Origin of the sequence: Wolbachia endosymbiont (group B) of Schoenobius gigantella (genome assembly GCF_964031005.1) — a bacterium.
GTDB lineage: Bacteria > Pseudomonadota > Alphaproteobacteria > Rickettsiales > Anaplasmataceae > Wolbachia > Wolbachia pipientis.
In genome coordinates, this window is record NZ_OZ035002.1 from 1,372,825 (window position 1) to 1,398,210 (window position 25,386).

The window sequence follows — 25,386 nt, forward strand, 5'->3', positions numbered from 1 at the left end:
CCTCTAACGTTTAATGAATTTCAATAAATTGCCTTTTTAATTCTAGATAAGTATATGCTTTGTTAATATGTTTAGTTCAAAATCCAAAAGTAAGTTTATGCTTTCTATTGGAGAAGAAGGCATAATGTTACTATATTTTAAAAATAATACTTTAAATAAAAGGTATTTTGTTAAGGGCAAAAACGATAAAGCAGTTTCCGATTTAATTTCATGTCTTTCGTCAGATAAAAAAGCACCTTTATACCTGGTGCTTAATCATGCAGATCAAAATTACTCGCTACAGTTTATTACAAGGGCAAACAAGATTAGTGCCTATCTATCAGCAAAAACAAAGATGGAGCATTTTTCTCGTAATAATGACATAAGTTCAGTTTTTTTGGTTGAGAAGCCAAACAAATTCAATCAAAACTGGTGCTATCTTCTTGTTTCATCAAAAGCAAAGCATTTAGTAGAATATTGGTTGAATGTGTTTATTGAGATAGGCTCCAACTTTAAGGGAATATTAATGTTTCCTATAGAAATAAGTAATATAACAAAAAAGATTCTACATAAAGATCCTAATAATTGGAAAATTATAGTTGCTGCAACTAAAACGGGAGGCTATAGACAAGTGGTTCTTAAAGAGAATAAAATGGTATTTACGCGCTTAACATCATTTACTAATGATAATTTACCAGGAATTATCGCTGGTGGAATATATCAGGAAGTGCAAGATACTATTCGATCCTTAACTAAGTTTGGGTTTGAAAAAAATAACCCTATCGACCTTTGTATCATAGTGTCAGAAGATATCAAAGCTAGTTTATCAGTCATAAATTTTTCAGAGAACAGTGTGAACATATTAACTCCATATGAGTTAGGCAAACTATTAGGAGCAGAACTAGCTATAAGTGAAAAAGATAACTTTTGCGATACCATAATTTTGTTTCATAGCTTTAAGAATAAATTAGCAGCTATTTTTAATACAAAGGAAACTAAAGAATTTTATCTATTCAATTACCTTTATTTAAACTCTCCTCGAATTTTTCTATACTTCGCCCTGGTTTTAGTTATAACAAACACCCTTTGTTTGCTAAATTTGTATTCAAATTTCAATGTCGCTGATAATTTATCAGCAAAGCAGAACACCTTAAATAACCAATTAACAAAACTTAGCCAAAGCTATAATGTAAAAAAAATAGATGAAATTTATGATTTTATTAATATCAATAATATTTTATCAAAAATAGAATACTCTCCTCTTACACAAGTTAAGTATGTAGAAAAGTTAAAAATACCAGGTATAGAGCTTCGATCATTTGAATGGAATTATAATGAGGCAAAAAGTTATATTACCACAACTTTAAAGTTTAATTTTCAATCCGGTAAAAATATTTCTCATCAATACGAGAAACTACGAAAAAATTTAAACGATAATTTTCGTACCTATGACATTAATATTTCTAGCTTACCTGCTGCTAAAGAGCAAAATCTATCTATTGATGTTGAAATAGGAGAGGCAATGTAGATTAATGACTATCTCTCAATTAAAAAGAAAAGCTACAATTCAGTTTATATCGTATTTGTTATTATCTGTTGGATTAATAGGGTTATTAACATATGTTGTTATCTATAACGAAAAGATTTATAATAAAAACCAAATTGCGATTGATAAAATACGTTCTATTAATTTACAGATTACTGGAATTCAAAAAAAGGAAGTTGTTCTAAATAAAAACCTAGATTTATGGAAAAAAATTTCCTCTTCAAATTTACATAGTAGCAGATACATTGCAAATTTAAATTTCGAGCTTAGCAAGTTATATAAAAAGTACTATATATTAGAACCTGAAATATCAATTTCTATACCCGAAGAAGTTGAGCTCCACAACAAAAGTGAACGCACAAAAGTAATAAAAAGTGAAGTGATCCTAAATTTAAGCTCAATCAGCGATAAGCATATTTTTTTATTTCTACAGTCTATTCCAAATCTGCCAGGTTATGTTATGATCAAATCTCTTATTTTAAATAAGCAGAGAAATATTGATGCTGCAACTATGAATCAGATTTTGAATGGTAATATGATAGAGATAGTGAGAGCTAATATAGTCTTTGATTGGTATACTATATTAAGTAGATAAGGTGATGAACATAAAGCTGTTTTTTATTTTTACGCTACTCATTTCCAATGTTAATGCATATTGCAGTTGTGAAGATATCATAGAAAGCATAGAAATTTGTAAGGAGTATTCTTGCCGACAATATATTGGCAATGAAGATTTTATTGAGCATAAAATATTAGGATTAAATAGTGGAAATTTATGCGTATATATAGAAAAACAAGGTAATGATGAAATGGTTTGTCATCATTCTCAGTATGGAATGATGATAGAAAAAAGATATTTTGAAAGTATTCTTAAAGTTGGCAATCAAGAAATCGACGATTTTATTGATATAGCAAATTTGCGTGCAAAAGAGTGTTTCTTTATCAACAATCAAAAACTAAGCTATACAGATCGGGACGATATAATAAGAGAAGCAGTGGAAAGTGACTTTGACGTTTTGTCACAATATAGTAACGTAAAAAGCATTTTTTTTGATGAAGAGCCAGTTAATAGAATGGTCAATGAAATGGAAAAGTTCAATTTACGATCTTCAAGAGCTGCAAAAGAGGAGGTATCAGATAATTTCAACGGTAAGGTAGTGAGTTTAGACTCAATTTTATATCTTTCTCCCGATACATGGAAAATATGGGTAAATGGAAAACTGTTTATAAATACTAAGGATTTAAAAGTGCACTCAGTCACTGAAAATTATGTAACTTTTGTATGGACCGTAGATCAAAAAGCAATAAAAAAGCATGCGAATGATTCTCAAAATGTATATTTTGGATATGGGAGTATTATGTTTACGCTTTATCCAAAACAAAAATTTGACTTGGATGGCTTATCTATTAAATAACTTAAATATATATGCGCTTGTAGCTCAGTTGGATAGAGCGTTGCCCTCCGGAGGCAAAGGCCGTGGGTTCGAATCCCTCCAAGCGCACTTTTAATTAAATTTGACAATAGTATTTTCACATAAGATAATAAAAGGATTTATTTAGAGCATAATTATGTCTGGTGGTACCATAAACAAAGTCATACTAGTTGGTAATTTAGGAAAAGATCCTGAAATTAGGACTACACAAAATGGAAAAGAAATGGCAAGTTTTTCAATAGCCACGTCTGAAAGTTGGACTGACAAACTTTCCGGTATGCGCTCTGAAAAGACAGAGTGGCATAATATCGTAATTTTTAGTGAAGGATTAGTAAAAATCGTCAAAGATTTTGCACGTAAAGGCAGTAAAGTTTATGTTGAAGGTTCTTTGAGAACTAGAAAATGGACTGACCAAAACGGTGGTGAAAGATACACAACAGAGGTGGTTCTATATAATTTTAATAGCGCTCTTACTCTCTTGGATTCACGAAATAGTGCGCCAAATTCTGATTACAAGCCAAGTGAATACAAACAAGGTGAAACAGAACAAAAAGATAAACACGAAAGTTTTGACAACGATATAAAAGATGAACTACTCGACGATGAAATACCATTTTAACAATTTAAATTGAAATCTACATTTTTATGGACTGCTTGTGTTACTCCTTTTAATTGCAATGGAGATAGTATAGATTATAGCAGTTTGCAGCGTTTACTGACAATGCAAGTTAAAGCTGAAAATGGCGTAGTGTTGCTGGGTAGCACAGGTGAGAGCCTATCGCTTACTGATTCTGAAAAGCGTACATTAGTTGAATTCGTATGTAAGCTAAAATTAAATACGAAAATTATAATTGGCGTACCAGGAGTGAATCTATATCAGACTCTTGAATGGCTTGATTTTTGCAAGGGTATGCCTATTCATGGCTATCTAATGACAACTCCCATTTATGCAAAGCCCGGAATTATGGGGCAGACTTTATGGTTTGAAAAGCTGCTTGAGAAAGCACATGTGCCGGTTATGTTTTACAATATTCCATCAAGAGCAGGAATAAATCTTCACGCTGAAACTGTACGCAACTTATCCAGCCACGAAAAATTTTGGGCTATCAAAGATTCAAGTGGCACTGTTGATACTTTAGCTCAGTATAAGAAAGTTGCACCAAATATTGAGGTCTTTTGTGGAGATGATAATATGATATCCGATATGGCCGCTTATGGTGCGGCTGGCCTGGTTTCCGTTGCTTCCAATGTTTGGCCATATGTAGCACATGAATATGTTAAGAAGTGCCTCAATGGCAGGAACCCTCAGGCAGATATCTGGCAACAGGCTTGCGAAGCCCTATTTATTGCCAGCAACCCAATACCCACTAAAGCACTTTTGCATGATATTGGGCTCATAGAACATCAAACTGTCCGCCTACCGCTCAGCACAGAAGACTTGCCTTCTGTTGAAAAATTGAGGCAAGTCAATAAAATGATTCTTGGATGGAAAGAATTGGCTACTCTCTAAATAGTCTTGCAACTTTGATTTAATATACAATCCAAGTTTCATTTGAACACTCCCAAACTTATCACTTTATGCCACTGGTCTTCATCTAAAATTTCTACACCTAATTCCACTGCCTTTTTATATTTGGATCCTGGTTTTTCTCCTGCAATTAGGTAGTCAGTTTTAGCAGAAAGATGTGAGCTGACCTTTGCTCCCAGAGTTTTGGCTCTTACTTTTGCCTCTCCTCTACTCATAGCAAGTAGCTTACCAGTAAACACTATAATTTTATTATTTAAAACAGAGTTACTAGAGTTGGAGCTCACAGGAAGAATTTGAAGACAAGCAGTAAGATCATTTAACATTTTGATGTTATGTTCCTTAGAAAAAAATGATTCCAAAGATTCAGCCCCTTTTTTTCCTATGCCATCTATACCTACTAGCTCAGTATTATCTAATGACAGTTCAATCATCGAATTATACCAGTTATTATAAGAAACATAATAATCTGCAAGCAATTCTGCTGCAACTTGGCCAATAAATCTAATACCTAAAGAAAATATAAACCTATCTAGAGTTATTACCCTTCTGCTTTGTATAGAATTTAACAAATTAGCTATAGATTTCTCGCCCCAACCAGACTGTTCTTCCAGATTAAATTCATCCAATCTTTCTTCTAAAGTAAAAATATCATGGATTTGTTTTATCAGACCAAGGTCGTAAAAAAACTCTATCTGCTTATCACCAAGGCCAACAATGTCAAATGCATCTTTCGATACAAAATGCTTTAGTTTTTCTATCATTTGAGCTTTACAGGCAAATTCCTCAGGACATCTTACTGCTGCCTCTCCCTCAACCTGACGTACTTTACTACCACATTCAGGGCATACTTCAGGAAACACAAATTCAGGTGTATTTGGAAGACGAGAATCTCTGCTTACTTCAACGATCTGGGGAATTACATCACCTGCCCTTTTGATTGTTACAATATCTCCCTCTCTTATGTCTTTACGTTTTATCTCATCTTGGTTATGCAGACTTGCTCTACTAACTAGCACCCCACCAACATTGACTGGCACTAAATCTGCAACTGGAGTTAAAACCCCTGTTCTGCCCACCTGTATAAATATCTTGTTTAACTTTGTTTTTGCATAAACCGCAGAAAACTTGTATGCAAGTGCTGAGCGCGGTGCTTTGTGAGTATTCCCTAGACGATTTTGTAGTACCAAATCATTTACTTTATAGACTATTCCATCAATATCATAATCCAAGTTATAGCGACAGTTATAGACTTCATTATAGAACTTCAGCATTCCATCTAAACTACTCGTTAAGGACTGATGCTCATTTACGCAAAAACCAAGTGCCTCAAGCTTATTTAGTACCTCACTTTGACTTTTCTCTGCTCCACCAATCAAAGAATAAGCAAAATATCTAAGAGGTCTGCTTGCTGTAATGTTTGCATCCAATTGCTTTAGAGAACCAGCGGCTGCATTTCGAGGATTGGCAAATTCATCGTTTTCATTTAACTTTAAAAAGTCGCTGTTACTGATGTATATTTCACCTCTTACTTCTAGTCTTCCTTGCACACCTTGCAAAAACTTAGGAAAGCCTTTTATTGTTGCAACATTGTGAGTGACATCTTCCCCTACAAAACCATCACCTCGAGTTGCAGCTTTAACAAATCTTCCATCCTCATAAATTGCAGAAAACGACAACCCATCAATTTTTGGTTCACATAATATCTCTATTTTGTCCTCAATTAAAAACCTCTTTATTTTAGACAAAAATTTCTCTACACCTTGTTCATCATAAGCATTCTCAAGGGAAAGCATAGGTTCTTGATGTTCCACCTTAGAAAACCTCTCATCAGGTGGAGCACCAACACTATCTTGTGTTGCATAAATTTCTGGCTCTATTTCAGCTAACTTTTTCTTCAGTTCATCATATTCAGCATCACTTATTTCTGGCTTATTTTTTTGGTGATACAAAACATTATGATAATTTATTTGATCTTGCAGTTTTTCTCTCATCTTTTCTAAGTTAGTCATGATACCAATATAATGCTACATTAGCCTTTGTCGTCAAGCTGTGAATTTTCTTGAATTTATCATATGGTCTTAATCCATCAAATATCAAAGGTGCCACAATGCTATAGCCATACTTATTCTTCTCTTGCTCAATTGTATTAGCAGATCTCGCTTGCTCTAGCCATATATTTATATAAAATTAAAATAAATTAGAGTAAACAATATTGCTATTTAAATGCTAACAAGATTCGCTCCAAGCCCAACTGGCTACCTCCACGTAGGAAACGTACGAACTGCCTTGGTTTGTTGGATGTACACACGCAATCAAAACGGAAAATTTTTACTCCGTTTTGATGATACTGACCTTCAGCGTTCAGATGTCAAATATATAAATGATATCATAGAAGACCTAAAATGGATTGGCATAGATTGGGATGCAAGTTTTAAGCAATCAGAGCGCTTTGAGCGTTACAATGAGGTGTTTTTGCAGTTAATAAAAGAAGGGCATATTTATGCATGCTATGAAACAAGAGAAGAGTTAGACATTAAACGAAAATTGCAGTTAAAACAAGGATTTCCCCCGGTATATGACAGAAGCGCGTTACTTCTAACTGAGCAAGAGAAAATTCGTTATGAGCAAGAAGGACGAAGACCACATTTTAGATTTAAATTGGATAGAAATGAAGTTGTAAAATGGAATGATGAAGTTAAAGGTGAAATAAATATTGCAACCAGTAGCGTCAGCGACCCTGTGGTAAAAAGAGAAGATGGAATTTACACATACATGTTACCTTCTGTTACTGATGATGTTGACTTTAATGTAACTCATATTGTACGCGGGGAAGATCATGTAACTAATACCGCAGTGCAAATCCAAATGATTAAAGCATTAAAAGCGAAAATCCCTACATTTGCTCACCTGCCTTTGCTACATTTTGATGATAGCAAGATATCGAAACGGAAAGGCGGGCTGGATATCAAATCTATAAAAGAAGATGAAATTGAACCGATGGCACTAGTTAGTTATTTAGTGAAGCTTGGAACATCCAATCCAATTGAAGCTTGCGCCTGTATGCAATCTTTGATTGATTCATTTGACATTAAAAAATTTAGCTCAGCATCTGCACAATTCAGCTTGAGTGAAATGTATAAGCTAAATAGCAAAGTGCTGCAACAAATGCTATTTGAAATGGTGCAAGACCGTTTAAATCAAATTGGAGTGGGCTCCTCAGAGTTTTGGTATTTTATAAGGAACAATATAGAAAGGTTTTCTGAGGTGGCCAAGTGGTGGAAAATATGCAAATCTGATATAGAGCCTGTGATTCTTGATAAGGAGCTTATAAAAATTGCGTTCAATGCATTGCCCCAAGGTGATTGTAATGAAAACACGTTGTCAGAATGGGTCAAAACTATTCGACAAACAGTGGATATAAAGGCAAAAAACCTATTTACGCAGTTGCGTTCAGCTTTAACAGGAACAGAAACAGGACCAGAGCTCGCTAAACTATTAATTTTTATCGGCAAAGAAAATATCATTGCAAGGTTAAAAGAAAAGTGAAAACTAAAGAATTATAGCTAATGCAATCCCTACGTCATACCGCGATTCATTCGCGGTATCTCTTAGCCGCTAACAAGAGATCCCGCTAACAAGTAGCGGGATGACGGTTGTCGTTTAGCCATAAACATTAAGAAATTTACCAAATGAAAAAAAAGGCAAAAGAAGCCCCGTGGTTATTATCCGCTTTAAAATATTGGCGTTTTTTATGTTTTAAACGCTTGACAAGCGAGATTCAGCCGCTTTTAATTGCAACTAACTTACGCTGCAAATGTTTAAGAAATTTACTAAGCAGAAAAAAAGACAAAGAATCCCCGAGTTAGCTAGTCTTTTACTATCTCTGTCGAGTATTGGCATTTTTTGATGTCTTGTAACGCTTTATAAGCGCGTTCAGCTTATTTAGATAAAAATCTAGATGTAGATGAAGTTTTGTAAAGACATACAGTATCTATATACTGCAAAAAATTGAACATAAGACGCCGATACATTAAGTAATCCTTACCTTTTAATCTGCAGATTGGCGAAAGCAAATACAATAGCTTCACTATCATGATAAGGGAGCTGGCGGAGTTTGTCAAGTAAGTTTTTGTATTTTAATTTTAGAATTTTATAGGCTTTTGTTCTCATGAAAATTATGTTCTCATGAGTAAATTAATGTTATCCTTTTTTGTTGATCTAAAGTTTTTTATGTTCATACACTTGCGTGTTCATAGTGTTTATTCGCTGCTTGAAAGCTCGGTTAAAATTGAGGAGCTGATCGGCCTTTGTTTGCGAAATAAAATGCCAGCGGTTGCAATTACTGATTCAGGTAACTTGTTTGGCTCACTTGAATTTGCAGAATATGCGGCAAGTAGGGGAATACAGCTAATAATAGGATGCAATATTATAGTTAAACATTCAGAACAAAATTTACCTATATTATTGCTTGCAAAAAATGAGCAAGGGTACACTAATTTAGTCACTTTGGTGAGTGAGTCTTTTAGAAAGCGCAAGAATAACAGCGATATTCCTTACGTTGATTTTGATGAGCTATTGAATTTAAGTACGGGTCTGATCGCTTTAACCGGTGGATGTTTGGCTCAACTATTGTTGGGGCAAGATAAAGAAACGGTTGAAAAACTGCTTTCAGCATTTAATGGTCATTTATATGTTGAATTGCAGCGTCATGGGCTGAATAAAGAGCTAGAGCTTGAAGAAGCTTTGATAGACTTTGCTTATCAGCGCAATATACCACTAGTTGCAACGAACGATGTGTTTTTTCCAAATAGGTCTGACTATGAGGCTTATGATATATTAACGTGTATATCGGAGGGGAGTTATGCCCTGGAGAATAACAGAAAGAAGTTAACTACCGAGCATTACTTCAAGTCTGTGGCAGAAATGGAGGAGCTGTTCAGCGACATTCCCGAAGCAATTCATAACACTTTAGTGATAGCTAAGCGGTGCTCTTACATGCCAAGAAGCAGGCAGCCTATTTTGCCTAAATTTCCTTGTCGAGAAAATAAAACTGAGAATGAAGAACTGAGGGAGCAGGCAGTTGCAGGATTAGAATTCCGTATTGCGAATGAGACAGACATAGACCTTAAACAATACTACGATCGGCTGAATTACGAACTGAGTGTGATAACTTCGATGAACTACGCTGGCTACTTTTTGATAGTTTCTGATTTCATTCGTTGGAGCAAAGCAAATGGCATTCCAGTTGGTCCAGGAAGAGGCTCTGGTGCTGGATCAATTGTTGCTTGGGGCTTGCAGATTACAGACCTTGATCCAATAAAGTTTGGCCTAATATTTGAAAGATTTTTGAATCCTGATCGTGTATCGATGCCTGACTTTGATATCGATTTCTGCCAAGAGAAAAGGGACCTGGTTATTGATTATGTTCAGAAAAAGTACGGTTATGTTGCTCAAATAATCACTTTTGGTAAATTGCAGGCAAGGGCAGTATTGCGTGATGTTGGTAGAGTATTGCAAATGCCTTACTCTCAAGTGGATAAAATATCTAAAATGGTTCCATTTAATCCAGTAAATCCTGTAACTTTATCACAAGCGATAGAGTTTGATCAAAACCTGCAGAAAGAGCGGGATAGTGATGAGGTAATTGCAAAGCTTCTTGATATATCGCTAAGGCTCGAAGGAATATATCGTCACGTTTCAACTCATGCTGCTGGAATTGTAATATGTGATCAAAAGTTGGAAAATTTTGTTCCTGTGTACTATGATCCAAATTCGGCTTTGCCAATCACTCAATACAGCATGAAATATGTGGAGAAAGCTGGGCTAATAAAATTTGATTTTCTTGGGCTTGGTACGCTAACGCTAATAGATCATGTATGTCGTTTAATTAATCGTGATGGAAAAAAGATTGATATTTCTTCAGTTCCTTTAAATGACCAAAAAACCTATGAGATACTCTCAAGCGGTGATTCAATTGGAGTGTTTCAGCTTGAAAGTTCGGGAATGAGAGAAGCTTTAATTAAACTAAAACCGGACTGCATTGAAGATATTATCGCTTTAATTTCCCTTTATCGTCCAGGACCTATGGATAACATTCCAACTTATGTTGCAAGAAAACACGGACTTGAAAAGCCAGATTATATTCATCCGTTACTTGAGGAAGTATTAAAAGAGACATTTGGGGTAATAATTTACCAAGAACAAGTGATGGAAATAGCCCGTATTCTTTCCGGGTATAGCTTAGCGGAAGCAGATTTGCTGAGACGTGCTATGGGTAAGAAAATCAAGGAAGAGATGGATAAACAACGTGAACTTTTCATCCAAGGGGCAACGAAGAATGGCGTTGATTACGACAGGGCAAGTTATATCTTTGACCTTGTTGCAAAATTTGCTGGTTATGGGTTCAATAAATCTCATGCTGCAGCATATGCGGTGATATCTTATCAAACGGCTTACCTTAAAGCTAATTATCCATTAGAATTTTTTACAGCACTAATGAATCTGAATATTGATGATAGAGATAAACTGAATTTATTTTATCATGCAGCAAAGTTTAGTGGCGTTACCGTTCTTTCACCTGATATAAACAAGTCTCAAGCTGAATTCTCAATAGAGGATGAACGCATACGTTATGGTATTGCTGCCTTGAGGAATGTTGGTTTTTCTATAGCGGAAGGAATAGTGAACGTACGTTCAAGCGCTTGTAAGGACATATGGGAATTCATTCAAAATTCAGGTCATATAATAAATAAGAGAGCGCTAGAAAGCCTGATTAAATCCGGAGCATTCGATAGCGTGCATAAGAACAGAAAGCAGCTATATGAGTCAATGGACACGCTGATTTACTTTGCAAATAAAAACAAACAGGATAGAGAATCAAGTCAAGCTGCTTTGTTTGGTAGTCTTGATGTCCTCAAACCGAAACTTGAGAATGTGGAAGATTTTGATGAAGAGGAAAAATTAGAACATGAGTTATTTTCACTAGGATTTTATTTAACTAATCATCCGCTTGAAAAATTTAGAACTCTTCTGGAAAAGTTAAATATTGGGTTTATCGGAGAAAATAGAACAGCAAAAACTGCTGGGGTAATATTAAATGCACGTATGAGAACTTCAGAGCGTGGAAGGTTTGTTATCCTCACACTTTCTGATCCCCATAACGTTTCTGAAATAGCATTCTATAATAATGAAATAATAGAAGAAAAAAGAGATTTATTTTCACCAGGAACATTTGTGATAATTGATCTTGAAGCTTCGGAAAATACAACAAGATTAGCAGGCAAGGATATATCTGAGTTTACAAAAAGAGTCACTTCTACAATAAAAGAATTAGTTCTCACCACTGAGTGCACGGATTCGCAAAAAGCCGCTATGGAATTAAACACAATATTGAAAGATGAAGGCAGAACCAAAATAATGCTAAAACTTCTTCTCGAAAAACATAAAGTGAGCATCTTATTACCAGGTGCATACTCAATTGCTCCTCAAGTAATTTATGAAATATCTAATTTAAGCTGGATTAAAGGCGTAGAAATTAATACAAATAACTTGCTTATATAAAAAAGCTTTATATAATGAAATATTTAATCGGTATTAAAGGAAAATATAGTGAATCTTTATGAATTTACTTTTATAGCACAACAAGGATTGTTACAGCAAGAAGTAGAGGAGATGGTCCAAGAGCTAGCTGTTTCATTGAAAAATATTAAAGCAGATATTATGTTCCAGCAAATCAGGGATATTCTGAAAAAAGGAAATGACAAGCTTACAAAACAAGAGTTAGAAGTGCGTGCTGAGGACATTAAAGAAAGTCTAGTTGCTTACTCTGATTTCTTGGAAGATCTTACAAAAATTTTATGGGTTGAATTAGAAGAAGATCTTTCAAATTTGAAAGAAGTGAAGTCAAAAATCGATAAAGAGTTGAAAGATGACCTAAAAGATTTAGGAATAACGCAAGATTTTACAAAATTTCTAGGAGGCAGTACTAAAAGTGCGTTTATCCATAACGCAGTAAATGCTTTGAAGAGAAATATTTCAGAACATCTAATAAAGATTTTTCAAGATATTTTGAAAGATTTTAGAATAAACGGTCCAACTCAATCGAGCAAAGCGTTGGAAATGCTTTTGAAAAACATTGAAGCATCAGGATTAATCAAGTATGAACATTGGGGTCTTTTGGATTTTGCATATCACAAAAATAAAATGAAGAGCGGTCATTATTGTATAATGTGCATAAGTTCTACTGCAAGCATTCTGGATGAATTTATGCGTAGAATGAAACTTAATGAGAACGTTATTCGCCACTTTCCTGTGCAGGTTGATAAAATTTTTGAAGGTAAATCTCATATGATGAATAAACAAATTGAGGAGCAAAGCGCATAATGATGAAAAGACGAAATAGTTTTAATAATTCTTACGTATCTGTAAATAATAGGACTGGCTTTAGGCGTTCTAAAGTTTGCCCTCTTGCTGCGTCTAAAGATGAAGACATAGATTATAAGAATATAGATTTATTATCCAAGTTTACCTCTGACTATGGTAGGATATTACCTAGAAGATTAACAGGCGTATGTGCAAAAAAACAAAGGAAGTTACGCTTAGCGATCATAAGGGCACGTTTTTTAGCTCTTATTCCTTACTGTACTAAAAAAGTTTAGGTAATTTATGTTGATAATTTTAAAGGAAAATATAAGGACTTTAGGTAAGCTTGGTGAAGTTGTCAAAGTTAAACCAGGTTATGCACGTAATTTTCTTTTTCCACAAAGAAAAGCGGTGAAAGCTACCAAGGAAAATTTAACAAAGCTAGAGGAGCAACGTTTATTACTGGAAGAAGAGAATATAAAAAGATTAAATGTAGCAAAAGAGCTTGCGTTGTCACTACATGATAAGTTTGTGGTATTAATAAAGCAAGCTTCAGAGGATGGTAAAATTTTTGGTTCTGTAACAACACGTGAAATTGCGAAAATTTTACTACAAGAAGGACATGTGATAGATCACCGTAGTTTATCTTTTGGTGGAGTAAGCATCAAAAACTTGGGTGAATACCAAGTAAACGTAGAATTACATAGTGAAGTAGTAGTACCAATTACTATATACGTCGTGAAATCCGAAACAGATGCAAATGAGCTAAGGCAAGTAAAATTGCAAAATCAGAAGTCTGAGCAACAAGAGGCAGAGCAAGATGCGAATAAAGAAGCTACTGATGGTGATGATAGCTGATCAAAGATGATCCCTTGTTATAGTCGTAAAGAAATGTCTGCCATGGCTAAGCTGGTGTCATCCCAGTGCGTGACACTGGGATCCAGTTTATTTCATCATGGACATTATTTTATGCTTCTAGAATCCGTTGTCCATTGAATAATTTGCAAATACTTTTATATCTGGATTCCAGTGTCACGCACTGGAATGACACCATTATTGGAATAAATCAAAAATGATTCCCCGCTATAGCAGAAAAGAAATGTCTTCCATTTGGGAGGAAAATAATAAATTTAATATATGGCTTAAAATAGAAAAATTAGCGTGTGAAGCTCAAGCAAAGTTAGGAGTGATTCCGAATAATATTGCTGAGAACCTCTCTGGTGCTATTGAATTTGATGTTGAATGTATCAACGAAATTGAATCCATTGTAAAACATGATGTTATAGCTTTTCTGACATATATTGCTAAAAAAGCGGGAGTTGATGTTCGTTATCTTCATTATGGAATGACAAGTTCTGATGTTTTGGATACATGCCTTGCGGTGCAACTGAAAGAGTCCTGTGATATTTTGCTCGAGAATCTAAAAAATTTACTTGCAGCATTGAAAAAAAAAGCTGAGGACTATAAAGATATTGTTTGTGTTGGACGCAGTCACGGAATGCATGCAGAACCAACAACTCTTGGAATAAAATTTGCCAGATTTTATGCTGAATTTAAACGCAATTATCAGAGATTAATTAGCGCGCAAAAAGAGATCTCAATTTGTAAAATATCAGGTGCAGTAGGCAATTTTGCAAATGTTGATCCGTTTGTTGAAGAATATGTAGCGAAAGAAATGGGACTCATACCTGAAACCATATCATCTCAAATCATTCCTCGTGATAGACATGCCATGTTCTTTTCAGTTTTGGGAGTAATTGCAAGTTCAATAGAAAATGTTGCTGTTGAAATTCGTCATTTGCAAAGAACTGAAATCGGCGAAATTTCTGAGCATTTTTCCACTGGGCAGAAGGGAAGCTCTGCTATGCCACACAAATGTAATCCTATTTTAAGTGAAAATCTGACTGGACTCTCACGTTTAATACGCAGTTATGTTTTTCCTGCGTTAGAAAATGTTGCATTGTGGCACGAACGTGATATATCACACTCGTCTGTGGAAAGATGCATTGCTCCTGATGCTTGTATAACAATGGATTTTGCTTTAGTGCGATTAACAGATTTGATAGATAAATTGGTGATCAATAAGGAAAACATTGAAAAGAACTTAAATTCTTCAAAAGGTTTAGTTTTCTCACAGCGTGTATTGCTTGAGTTAGTAAATAGTGGTTTGGCGAGGGAAGAGGCGTATAAAATTGTTCAGAGCAATGCAATGAAAGTGAAACAAAACAACAGTGATTTTCTGGCCGAATTGAAACAAGATAAACCCTTACTTAAGGTTATTAACTCGGAAAAACTTGAATCTTTGTTTGATTTGAAGTATTATACGAAACATATAGATCGTGTGTATAATAAGGTTTTTAATTAGGCTGAGTAGCTCAGTTGGTAGAGCAGGAGGATCATAATCTCTTGGTCGGGGGTTCAAGTCCCTCCTCAGCCACTCGAACTAAACTATGTTTAGCAAAGCAGTGCTATTGGTGAAACCCAGTGTCAGTTACTTGGAATGAGTTGTATATCCACTCAGGTGAGGAGACAATGGATAAGAGATTGTGAAAAGGGTTTAGCTTTTGGCCTATGATCTCTTTAAATGACAGAATTTCACTACAAAACTTAACTTTCTTCTATGCAGTTAGCTAAGTCAAGAAAGGTGAATCTATCTCTTGTTGTAAACGCAAGATCGACCACTTTACAATATTGTTCTTTATTCCAACTGAGGTGCTCTGGTAAGTGTGGAATTGATAGATCTTCAAATATTTTTTGCAGGTGTTTTGCAGGTAGTAAATTTTGCTTAATTAAACTGGAAATATTATGCCATTCTTTACAAATAATCTCTTGGATTTTTTGCTGCATAATTTGCTTCTGTTCAAAAGTTCTTACAAATTCGATATTATCAAAGTACTGAGTTATATGTTTTACATCTAAAGTGGTCGGTTTGATAATCGGGTTTTGTATTGATAATATCTTTTCCTGTAAATTAGCCATAGTAATCGTTGTGACAGCAATTTTTTCACCATGTAGTGAGGAATAATCTTTTGTTACCATTTCCATTGCGTGAGCTATCATATGCTCTCCTTGGCTTGCAGAATAGCTGCCTTTTGACATCACCATTCCAAGTCCTGAAATTAGTAGAACTTCCATAAGTAATAGGACCTCTTTTCCACTTCTTTTAGTAAGCGCCGTATATTCTCTTAGCAAAATTTGCTCCAAATCGTGAACAAGTGTAAAAGGTAATTCATTGTATTCTGTGCTAAGCAACAAATGAGATAGTAGCCAGTCAGCCTGAACTGTTGAACGACAAATGAAATCTGCAAATCCGCTTAATGTGAGGCGCAGTGGCGCATTGGCAAGTATGTCTATATCTATATATATTGCTCTTGGAAGATGTGCTTTGAACGATTTTTTATATCCATTTACTAATATTGAAGCATTTGCGGATGTATATCCATTCATAGAAGCGGCTGTTGGAAAGGATATATAATCTTTTTTCTCGAGGTAGCTTGCATATTTGCAGATATCGTTAACGGTGCCGCTACCAAATGCAACTATTAAGTCACTGTCTTTTACTTTGTTTCTCACTAGATTTACGGTTTCAAGAGAGGCAGCTCTGCTTGGTGTCATTTCTCTACTTGATGTCATCCCAGCGCGTGACACTGGAATGGCAGGTGGGGTTGGAATAATTAAATGAGAAATTTTATTAAATACGTTTTTGTTTAAAAGTTTTGCTGTATTTTCATCTGCAACTAGAAAGATGTCATTTCCGTGTTGTGTGCATATTTCATAGATATCATCAGCAAGGTGGTAATCTGTTATTACTTCCCTTAGAAAAGTTTGTTCGGTTTGATGTAATATTTGTTTTAAATAGTGCATAGAGTGTTTACAATATAGCAGTATAAGTATTTTAAGATTGACATGAAAATTGACCCTGTAGAGCTAACTAGGAAATTGATCTCTTTTGAGAGTATAACACCAGAAGACAGCGGGGCAATAGAGTATATAGCAACAATCTTCAAGAAGAGCGGCTTTGATTGTGAGATTTTAGAATTTGGTGATAAAGTTAAAAATCTTTATGCGAAATATATAAATGGAGTACCAAATTTGTGCTTTGCTGGGCACGTTGATGTTGTACCACCGGGTCAGTTAAAAGATTGGGCATTTGGTCCATTTAAACCAGAAGTGAGGGATGGAATGCTATATGGAAGAGGGGCCGCTGATATGAAAAGCGGAGTAGCTGCATTTATTGCTGCTATGGTAAATTTGATTGCAGAGAAGTTTCAATTTAATGGTTCAATAAGTGCATTGATTACCAGTGCTGAAGAAAGCATGGAAGAATATGGAACAAAGGCAGTTTTGGAATGGATGAAAAATAAGCAGAAAAAGATAGATTTTTGTGTGGTTGGCGAACCAACCAGTAGTGAGAAATTAGGTGATACCATAAAAATAGGCAGAAGAGGTTCTGTAACATTTGAATTAATTTGCCATGGAAAACAAGGGCACGTTGCCTACCCAGACCTAGCAGACAATCCAATATATAAGGTAATATCGATATTGAGTAAGGTAAAAAATACTACTTTTGATCATGGTAATAAATATTTTCAGCCTTCACATTGCGAAGTTACTACTATCGATGTTGGAAATAATACTAGCAATCTAATACCTGGCTCAGCAACTACACGTTTTAACATTCGATATAACAATGAACAAACACCGGGTGGCTTATATAAGCTGATTGATGAAATATGCTCCAGTGTAACTAACGATTATAAACTTTCTATGCATAGCAGCAGGGACGTTTTCCTCTCTACTCCCGATAGAAATACTGATATTATGCTTGATGCAATAAGTAAGGTTACCAACATTGATGCTATACTTAGCACAAGTGGTGGCACATCTGACGCTGCGTTTATCAAAGATGTTTGTCCAGTGATTGAATTTGGTATAATCAACAAAACTGCACATCAGATAAACGAATGCGTATCAGTAAACGATATACACAAGTTAACAGCTATATATAAGGAATTTATAGAAAATTATTTCAATCCCACTAATAAAATATTGAATCAGGTCAACGTAGTTAGTAATATATCTAGTGGTCCATTGTTAGCTTAGATGTAATCAGATCTCTTGCATAACTGTTGTCTGAATAACAACTGGTGTCATTCCAGCAAAATGTGTCAAGTAAGTTTTTTCGTTTCTATAGCTACTTGGATGACAAAAGAAGAAATACTAGACTTTATACCTTTTGCACTCAAATTCACATAAATCATGAATTATGCACGTTTCACACGAAGGTTTCTGTGCTTTGCAAACATATCTACCATGCAAAACTAGCCAATGATGAGCATAAAGCAGGTATTTTTTGGGAACCACATTTAAAAGAGATTGCTCTGTTTTAAACACATCTTTTTCTTTCACAAGCCCAATTCTATTGCTCACTCTAAAAACGTGAGTATCAACTGCCAATGTTGGAATGCCAAGCCCCGAATTTAAGAACACATTAGCGCTCTTTCTTCCCACTCCCGGCAAAGACACCAAATCATCGAAATCAGTAGGCACTTTGCTATTGTACCTCTCAATCAATATTTTGCTGAGCCCGATTATATTTTTTGCTTTGGAATTATATAAACCGATACTATTTACACGTTTTTTTAGCTCGTTTTGCCCAAGATTCAGCATTTTTTCTGGCGTATCAGCGATATTAAAAAGTTCTCTTGTAATTTTGTTAACGCTTACATCGGTCGTCCGTGCTGATAAAACTATTGCGACCAGAAGCGTATAATGATTGATATAATTTAGCTCTATTTTTGGTGCAGAATTTGATTCTTGAAACTTTTCAAATATCAATTCTACTTTTTTTGAGTCCATGCATAGAGCTAAAAGCCTATACTACACTGGTTACTGTGCAAATTCAATTCCTTGAGGCTTAGATAGTCCTTCAGTATTAACATCAGACACATTAGTGTTCACTTCATCAAAATTTCTCTCAGCAAATTCGCTTACCACTTCCGCAAAACACTTTTTAATAAGAGGCATAACAATTGGCATTAACAGTTTTCGTGGATCATACCATCCTAACAGGTCAGTTTCCTTTTGTACCCTATCTCTTGGATCCTCTTCTAGTAAATCTTTTGTGTGCTTTTCAGCATATATTTCACAGCCTTTTGAGAAAACAGGAGCTAACATTTCAATTAATACTGCCAATAACAATAGTGAACCAAGTATGGTTCCACCAACAGTTAATCTATTAGCAATGAAATTTGTTGTAAGTAGATAAACAGAAAAAGCAGCTAAAGGATAGTTGATAAGAAGCTTATTGCCTAGCGTGATATAGTTTATTTTACTCATGAATTCATCAGTGGAAATTTCTGAATTTTTATACTTTTTCATATAATAATTTACTAATAAATGAGAGGCATTACCAGCAATGATATTAAATCCTATGATCCACCATGAAAAATAGCAACCTATAGTAACTGTAGTTAATAGAGCTAAAGGCAGAAGACTTATTTTTGGGACAAGCAGTAGAGCATTTTTACGCTCTATAAATTTCAACGCTAATGCTTTCTTATCTTCTTTAACTAGGCTTCTCTTTTCTTCTAGAGGAGTAATATAATTGAATAATTGTATGCTTGGCTTTGTTATATATTGATATAGCTCTTTCATTAATTTTGTACTTTCTACACTCTTCTTAAAATTATCTAAATTTGGATTTTGCAAAATCCTATTTATTTGAGCTTGGAGTTTCATGCATTTTTCTAGATCTTTTTTAAACGAATAGTCATTTCTTTTTAGTATAGAAATCAATCCATCAAAATCTTTACCTACAGCATCTTCCTCTAAACTTATTTTTAGCTTATTAAACAAACTTCTCCTATAGTGAAACTCTCTTGCCGTTAAACGCCCATCACTTTCAGCACCAACACTGACTTTAACACAAGGATTTCCTGACTCTAAAGGTTCAATGTACTTTTTTAGCTCTTGATAAGCTTTATAAATCTGATCAAATCTATTTTTGTCTCCACCTTTGTCAGGATGGTTTACAAGTATCAATTTATTATATTGTTTTTTCAGAAACTTGCTAAGAGCTTGATAATCCTTACCTACAATTTGTTCAGCTTTTATCTCTAGTACGTTAAACAGATCATTATTATCATAAAACTCCTGACCAGTTAACTTAAAATGTTGACTCATTACTACACCTCACATAAATACACGATACTATTAGTATAATATATTTAATGTTTCACACAAGCATAAAAATATCAAGCAACCACTAAGAGAAGAAACCCTCTTTCCCATCATACAAATACAACTTATCCATTCTCACCACATCAAAATTATGTTCCTCAAATTTGATTAGCAAGTTATTCACATCACTATTTGTAATTTCATTATTTGCAATGAACCTGCAGGTTATTTGGTCACTTGAAGACTTTGAACTTCCTGGCCAAATCGCAAGGCCTTTTGAATATATTGCTATAATCTGCGGATTACTTGTTTCAAACAACTTCACTATTTGGTCAAAGTCAGCCGGCTTACTCCAGGCAAGCGTTATATCGCTACCCACTAGTTTTTTAATCTTATAATCCTGTTCATAATTATCCTGTATTTTATCCACTTTACTATTTGGATCACTGCCAATTATAAGCTCAGATAATGTTTTCGGTTTTTTTCCTAGATTGTCTATAACAGCTTCTGCAAATTCTTTTGTACCAACTTTCTGTTTACTTCTTTTCTCCTTATATAAATCGGCAGTGTGTATTCCATCCTCCAAAGTCTTGAGCCATGCATCGTAGATTAGTTTTGCAGTACCCACTTGACCTATGTAAATTAGCATATGCACTGCAGCATTTAAAAGACCAGAAGGATTGGCTATGTTTTTTCCTGCAATATCAGGGGCAGAACCGTGCACTGCTTCAAACATTGCGTATTCATTCCCGATGTTGCTACTTCCGGCAAGCCCCACAGATCCAGAGGTTTGTGCGACTATATCTGATAATATGTCGCCATATAAGTTCTCGGTTACTATAACATCAAAATTCTCCGGTTCTGTTGCAACACGCGCCATTCCAATATCAACTATATAATGTTCTGCCTTTATATCTGGGTATTCCTTTGCAATGCGATCAAACGCGGCATGGAAAGTTCCGTCAGTCATTTTCATGATGTTATCTTTAGTCAGGCAAGTTACTTTTTTTCTGTTGTGTTTTTTTGCATATTCAAAAGCGTACCTGCATATCTTCTCTGAGCCAGATCTAGTAATAATTTTAGTGCATTGGTAAGAGTCACCAGTGAGCCTATGCTCTATTCCGGTGTAAACGTCCTCTTCATTTTCACGTATCACTACGATATCAAACTTATCGAATTTATTTTCTATAACAGGATGATATGAAATGCATGGTCTGATATTTGCATACAACCCTAGATTTTTTCTGAGTGCAACGTTTAAGCTTTTGTGCCCTTTACCTTGAGGAGTTGTTGTCGGAGATTTTAATAATATTTTTGTCCTTTCAATTGATTCCCAACCACTTGGAGAAATTCCGTGAGACCATTCTTTACTGTAAACACGCTCCCCTATTTCAATAATATCTATTGAGATTTCCGCTTCTGCTTCGCACAATATCGACAGCACCGCTTCCATGATTTCTGGTCCGATACCGTCGCCATATGCAACTGTGATTAGTGTTGACATAACTTCCCTAGTTATAAATGATTTAATATTAATTTAAATAATAGAGTGGCACAAGTAGCTAATATTACCCAAGTTAGTATATTTACGGTTATTTAATAACGTATTTTTATATCATATGATGATATTATGAAATATAGGTGGGGTTATGAATACTGAAATAAATGTTAAAGTAAATTATGTAGGATTTACAAGGCGTATTGTAGCAGAAATACTTGACCTCATCATATTTTCCCCTCATTTTATCTTCGGTTTTATCTATGGTGTATTCATCGTATCATTACAAGATCAAGATAAAGACTCTTTTCAGGAACTTGCACAACTAGCAACAGAAATACCATTTATAGTTTCTACAGTGGTCGCAACATTAGTACTAACAATATCCAAAATATTAATGGTAACAAAACTTGGTGGTACCCCAGGAAAACTATTGTGTGGTATGCATATTAAAGATGCTAATACATTTACAAATGTTACCCTTATGCAAGCAACAATAAGATGTATTTCTAAGGGAAGCATCTGGATTATTTTTCGCTTTTTGCTTCATCTGCATTATCATGGTTATACTTTTCTATATCTTTTAATTGTGCTAATTTTATTTTTGTTTGCAGTATTTGATCAACGCAAACAGACTTTTTACGATAAAATTGCAAAAACAGTAGTGATAGACTATAAATCTAGTTGATATTTTTCTTTATAGGTAGTACATGGATAAAAAAGTAAACTACTCAACGATGACAAGACGTACTCTAGCATTTATAGTTGATTGTATTTTATTTATCGCAATACCATTTGGTTTAATGGCGGTGGATTTCTCACTTACACACGCAATACAAGGGATCATGGGTGCAATAATTGTAATCACCACGATTGTATTTTCTTTATTTTTAATGATACCATGTATATTTCATATATTCATGCTAGTAAAATTTGGCGGCACTCCAGGACACTTGTTATTTAGCATGCGTGTAAAAGACAAAGATACATTTGAGTCAATCACTACAATGCAAGCAATGAAAAGGACTATAGCTCTTTTTATAATTTATTGCATATCACTTTGTAATCCCATTTTATTCTTAGCTATACTAATCTTAGTTTTAGTATGTGCAGTAGGTGATGAACATAAACAAGCTTTTCACGACAAAATTGCAAACACGGTAGTGATAGATTATAAACCTAGTTGATATTTTCCTTTAGCTGTCTGCCACCAAGGGTGTCATTCCAGTGTCACGCGCTAACTTAAGGTAAATTGCCAACTTAACTATAAATATATTTTGGTAAATCCAAATTATTTTAGCTATAAGAGCGTTTTACTTTTTGCTCAGCATATCCATCATAACTGGCTTACTTTTAGTGATTCATGGAGTTAAAAAAGTCAGCATTGCTCTTTGTTAAAAGTAGTTTGTCACGTAAAAATTCCATTGCTTCAACGGGTCCCATAGGATTGAGTATCCTACGCACCACCCATATTTTATTTAGTATAGCCTTATCAACTAATAGCTCTTCCTTCCTTGTTCCGGATTTTGTAATATCAATAGCTGGAAATATACGTTTATCAGAAAGTTTTCTATCAAGTATGATCTCAGCATTTCCTGTACCTTTAAACTCTTCAAAAATAACTTCATCCATTTTTGAACCAGTCTCTATAAGAGCTGTGGCGATTATAGTTAAAGAACCCCCATTCTCAATATTACGAGCTGCTCCAAAAAAGCGTTTTGGTCTCTGCAGTGCGTTTGAATCTACACCACCAGTTAGAACTTTCCCAGACGAAGGAATAACCGCATTATAAGCACGTGCAAGTCTAGTAATATTGTCAAGTAGAATTACCACATCTTTTTTATGCTCAACCATTCTTTTAGCTTTTTCTATTACTATTTCAGCAAGCTGTACGTGACGGTAAGCAGGCTCATCGAATGTAGAACTTACTACCTCACCTTTTACAGAACGTATCATATCTGTTACTTCTTCAGGTCTTTCATCTATAAGTAACACTATTAATTCTACTTCAGGGTGATTTATAGCTATAGAGTTAGCCATTTGCTGAAGCAATACAGTTTTTCCTGTGCGAGGTGGAGCAACTACTAACGCTCTTTGCCCTTTTCCAAGAGGAGCTACTATATCTATAGCACGCATGCTTAAGCCTTTTTTATCATCACCATTATTACACTCAAGTACTATGCTTTCCTCAGGATAAAGAGGAAGCAAATTATCAAAATGGACGTACTTTCTTAATTCACTTACTTCAGTAGAGTTTATACTTTGAACCTTAGTTAAAGTAAAATATCTCTCTTTATCACCAGGTGGCCTTATTTCTCCATATGCCATATCTCCTGTACGTAAATTAAACTTCTTTATTTGCCCGTTAGAAATATAAACATCATCGGTACTTGGGGCATAATTTGCACTTGCTGAACGTAAGAAACCAAAACCATCAGGCAATATTTCCACTATTCCACTCCCTGTGGTTATGCCTCCTTCTTCACTCATTTTTTTCATTAAGCTGAATATTATTTCCTGCTTTAGCATTCTACCATTGCTTTTACCGTTAGTTGAAATTTTTCTTTCTTCAGCTAACTCTAACAATTCTTCTGCTGTTTTCTCTTTTAATTCGCTCAGATCTAATGTTTTTCTGTTTTTCTCAGTACCTTCATTGACCATCTGTTTTACTGTATCGTTATTGTAAATTTGCTCACTTTTTTCAGGTTGAGCTGTAACCTTTCCTTTTGCCAAAACATCTTCATTGATTGTTGTCATAATCCTCCAAAAATTTTAATTGATGCTTACTAACCTAAAATGTGACTATAAGATAATAAATTAGGCTGAGTTAGTTTCAGTGCGTATTAAGCTTAATTATCATTAAACCCCGTACTTTACTTACATTATACTAATAAACACTAGCAAGTCAAGTTAATTTAATGTTAACAAAACACAAAAATTTGAGGATTTTCAATAGCTATTCTTTATATTTTTTTAACCTTTCTTGCTTCTCCTCTTCTACTTTTGCTTTTTCCACTTCTGCTTCTAAATTTTCTTGACTACATAAGCCGAGTAGTACAGGATCTTGGGGTTTTATATTTTGCATGTTATGATGAGATCCATCTCTTACCTGCTCAACTGTGTAATTTGTTGTACTAATTAATTTAGCTATAACGTTATTGTCCAAGATAGGAAATTTTTTTACTAAATAATAAATCGCATCAGGTTTATCTCTACGTCTTGCCGTAGAGGCAAAGCCAAGAATGCTACCAATCGCTTTACTCCTTTTTTTTATATTTTTTATAATCAAATTTGGTACACGATTTGGATTTTTTTTGCAATCATCGATTTCTTTTTCAGTAATTATTCCAGAAATAATAGGGTTATATTTTTCTACTTCTATTTCCTCATCAGCTATGTCTTGTACTTCTTCAAGGGCCAATCTGCAACATTGTGCTATTTGATTAAAAGTTAAACCAGTGTTGTCTACTAACCAAGCAGCTATTTGCACTAGAAACTGTTTATTTCTATCGTTATTGCCCTTAGAAGATTCCATTGACATCAAAAAAGCATCTCCCATTTAAAGTATCCCTTACTGTTATACAGAGCTAAAATATAAACTATTAAAACTAAAAAAGCATTAATTTTGTCATTCAATAACTTTTTGTTTGTCACTTCCCACCTCTTAAGTTAATTAAATGCGCTTACCTTTAAGCATATTTCAAACAAAATATTTCCCCTTCCTAAGGTATAGTATAACTCAGTTAAACATATGTTCCTATTTAAGATTAGAGAGTTAAATTTTAAGTTAATATATTGTAATATTATATATATTAGCTAATAAAGCAACAGGTTTACAAGCATTAAATTATCACTATTC

At 34.5% G+C, this 25,386-nt stretch carries 21 protein-coding genes and 2 tRNA genes; 16 read left to right on the forward strand and 7 right to left on the reverse strand.

Annotated features, from left to right (window positions below; all coding sequences use genetic code 11):
• The first annotated feature begins 67 nt into the window (after positions 1-67).
• The 6 genes from ACQH2O_RS06425 (at position 68) to dapA (ending at position 4,468) form a co-directional block, all read left to right on the forward strand.
• Positions 68-1,507 (forward strand): hypothetical protein, encoded by a 1,440-nt coding sequence (locus tag ACQH2O_RS06425; protein ID WP_015589193.1) that lies wholly within the window; start codon positions 68-70, stop codon positions 1,505-1,507.
• 4 nt (positions 1,508-1,511) lie between these two features.
• Positions 1,512-2,120: a hypothetical protein gene (locus ACQH2O_RS06430; RefSeq protein ID WP_010082450.1), complete on the forward strand. Its 609-nt coding sequence runs from the start codon at positions 1,512-1,514 to the stop codon at positions 2,118-2,120.
• A 4-nt stretch (positions 2,121-2,124) separates the two neighbouring features.
• Complete coding sequence (locus ACQH2O_RS06435) at positions 2,125-2,940, forward strand: hypothetical protein (protein WP_010082449.1); 816 nt, start codon at positions 2,125-2,127, stop codon at positions 2,938-2,940.
• Positions 2,941-2,953: 13 nt separating this feature from the next.
• Positions 2,954-3,027, forward strand: a tRNA-Arg gene (locus ACQH2O_RS06440).
• 67 nt (positions 3,028-3,094) lie between these two features.
• Positions 3,095-3,577: a single-stranded DNA-binding protein gene (ssb, locus tag ACQH2O_RS06445; RefSeq protein ID WP_010082448.1), complete on the forward strand. Its 483-nt coding sequence runs from the start codon at positions 3,095-3,097 to the stop codon at positions 3,575-3,577.
• A 9-nt stretch (positions 3,578-3,586) separates the two neighbouring features.
• The gene (gene dapA / locus ACQH2O_RS06450) at positions 3,587-4,468 is read left to right on the forward strand and encodes a 4-hydroxy-tetrahydrodipicolinate synthase (RefSeq protein ID WP_038199100.1); all 882 of its coding nucleotides are present in this window, start codon (positions 3,587-3,589) and stop codon (positions 4,466-4,468) included.
• A 38-nt stretch (positions 4,469-4,506) separates the two neighbouring features.
• Here dapA and ligA read toward each other — a convergent pair whose 3' ends face one another.
• Positions 4,507-6,495, reverse strand: a complete 1,989-nt coding sequence (ligA, locus tag ACQH2O_RS06455; RefSeq protein ID WP_010962827.1) for an NAD-dependent DNA ligase LigA — start codon at positions 6,493-6,495, stop codon at positions 4,507-4,509.
• A gap of 214 nt (positions 6,496-6,709) precedes the next feature.
• On the opposite strand from ligA, the gene gltX reads away from it, so the two are divergent.
• The 7 genes from gltX to ACQH2O_RS06490 all read left to right on the forward strand — a co-directional run bounded on the left by gltX (position 6,710) and on the right by ACQH2O_RS06490 (position 15,284).
• Positions 6,710-8,032 (forward strand): glutamate--tRNA ligase, encoded by a 1,323-nt coding sequence (gltX, locus tag ACQH2O_RS06460; RefSeq protein WP_010962828.1) that lies wholly within the window; start codon positions 6,710-6,712, stop codon positions 8,030-8,032.
• Between the two features lie 684 nt (positions 8,033-8,716).
• The gene (gene dnaE, locus ACQH2O_RS06465; protein ID WP_182282684.1) at positions 8,717-12,046 is read left to right on the forward strand and encodes a DNA polymerase III subunit alpha; all 3,330 of its coding nucleotides are present in this window, start codon (positions 8,717-8,719) and stop codon (positions 12,044-12,046) included.
• A 48-nt stretch (positions 12,047-12,094) separates the two neighbouring features.
• Positions 12,095-12,868, forward strand: coding sequence for a 30S ribosomal protein S6 (locus ACQH2O_RS06470; RefSeq protein ID WP_010082465.1), 774 nt, complete (start codon positions 12,095-12,097; stop codon positions 12,866-12,868).
• Entirely contained in the window at positions 12,868-13,143 is a 276-nt protein-coding gene (gene rpsR, locus ACQH2O_RS06475) for a 30S ribosomal protein S18 (protein ID WP_007548890.1), read from the forward strand. The genes ACQH2O_RS06470 and rpsR overlap by 1 nt, the downstream gene beginning before the upstream one ends.
• A gap of 7 nt (positions 13,144-13,150) precedes the next feature.
• Positions 13,151-13,705 (forward strand): 50S ribosomal protein L9, encoded by a 555-nt coding sequence (gene rplI, locus ACQH2O_RS06480; RefSeq protein ID WP_006279792.1) that lies wholly within the window; start codon positions 13,151-13,153, stop codon positions 13,703-13,705.
• Between the two features lie 214 nt (positions 13,706-13,919).
• Positions 13,920-15,212 (forward strand): adenylosuccinate lyase, encoded by a 1,293-nt coding sequence (gene purB / locus ACQH2O_RS06485; protein ID WP_010962833.1) that lies wholly within the window; start codon positions 13,920-13,922, stop codon positions 15,210-15,212.
• Positions 15,212-15,284, forward strand: a tRNA-Met gene (locus ACQH2O_RS06490). The genes purB and ACQH2O_RS06490 overlap by 1 nt, the downstream gene beginning before the upstream one ends.
• Before the next feature lie 170 nt (positions 15,285-15,454).
• On the opposite strand, the gene ACQH2O_RS06495 is transcribed toward ACQH2O_RS06490, so the two are convergent.
• The gene (locus ACQH2O_RS06495; RefSeq protein ID WP_010082501.1) at positions 15,455-16,711 is read right to left on the reverse strand and encodes an iron-containing alcohol dehydrogenase; all 1,257 of its coding nucleotides are present in this window, start codon (positions 16,709-16,711) and stop codon (positions 15,455-15,457) included.
• Between the two features lie 42 nt (positions 16,712-16,753).
• Between ACQH2O_RS06495 and dapE the strand changes: the two genes are divergently transcribed.
• Positions 16,754-17,950 (forward strand): succinyl-diaminopimelate desuccinylase, encoded by a 1,197-nt coding sequence (dapE, locus tag ACQH2O_RS06500; protein ID WP_010082500.1) that lies wholly within the window; start codon positions 16,754-16,756, stop codon positions 17,948-17,950.
• A gap of 117 nt (positions 17,951-18,067) precedes the next feature.
• On the opposite strand, the gene nth is transcribed toward dapE, so the two are convergent.
• The 3 genes from nth to icd form a co-directional block, all read right to left on the reverse strand.
• Positions 18,068-18,706, reverse strand: coding sequence for an endonuclease III (gene nth, locus ACQH2O_RS06505; RefSeq protein WP_010082499.1), 639 nt, complete (start codon positions 18,704-18,706; stop codon positions 18,068-18,070).
• A 30-nt stretch (positions 18,707-18,736) separates the two neighbouring features.
• Positions 18,737-20,032 carry a molecular chaperone DnaJ gene (locus tag ACQH2O_RS06510; protein WP_208571620.1) on the reverse strand — a complete coding sequence of 432 codons (1,296 nt, stop codon included), beginning with the start codon at positions 20,030-20,032 and terminating at the stop codon, positions 18,737-18,739.
• An 82-nt stretch (positions 20,033-20,114) separates the two neighbouring features.
• Complete coding sequence (gene icd, locus ACQH2O_RS06515; RefSeq protein ID WP_425385161.1) at positions 20,115-21,533, reverse strand: isocitrate dehydrogenase; 1,419 nt, start codon at positions 21,531-21,533, stop codon at positions 20,115-20,117.
• 145 nt (positions 21,534-21,678) lie between these two features.
• Here icd and ACQH2O_RS06520 point away from each other — a divergent pair, with 145 nt between their 5' ends.
• A complete protein-coding gene (locus ACQH2O_RS06520) occupies positions 21,679-22,215 on the forward strand; it encodes an RDD family protein (RefSeq protein WP_006279799.1) in 537 nt (178 codons plus the stop codon).
• Between the two features lie 22 nt (positions 22,216-22,237).
• The gene (locus tag ACQH2O_RS06525; RefSeq protein WP_010082496.1) at positions 22,238-22,714 is read left to right on the forward strand and encodes an RDD family protein; all 477 of its coding nucleotides are present in this window, start codon (positions 22,238-22,240) and stop codon (positions 22,712-22,714) included.
• 166 nt (positions 22,715-22,880) lie between these two features.
• Here the strand turns inward: ACQH2O_RS06525 and rho are convergent, their stop codons facing one another.
• Together rho and ACQH2O_RS06535 are read right to left on the reverse strand one after the other, a co-directional pair.
• Positions 22,881-24,284 carry a transcription termination factor Rho gene (rho, locus tag ACQH2O_RS06530; RefSeq protein WP_007549497.1) on the reverse strand — a complete coding sequence of 468 codons (1,404 nt, stop codon included), beginning with the start codon at positions 24,282-24,284 and terminating at the stop codon, positions 22,881-22,883.
• Between the two features lie 199 nt (positions 24,285-24,483).
• On the reverse strand, positions 24,484-25,086 hold the full coding sequence (locus tag ACQH2O_RS06535; RefSeq protein ID WP_010082495.1) for a cell cycle transcriptional regulator TrcR: 603 nt from the start codon (positions 25,084-25,086) through the stop codon (positions 24,484-24,486).
• Positions 25,087-25,386: the final 300 nt, after the last annotated feature.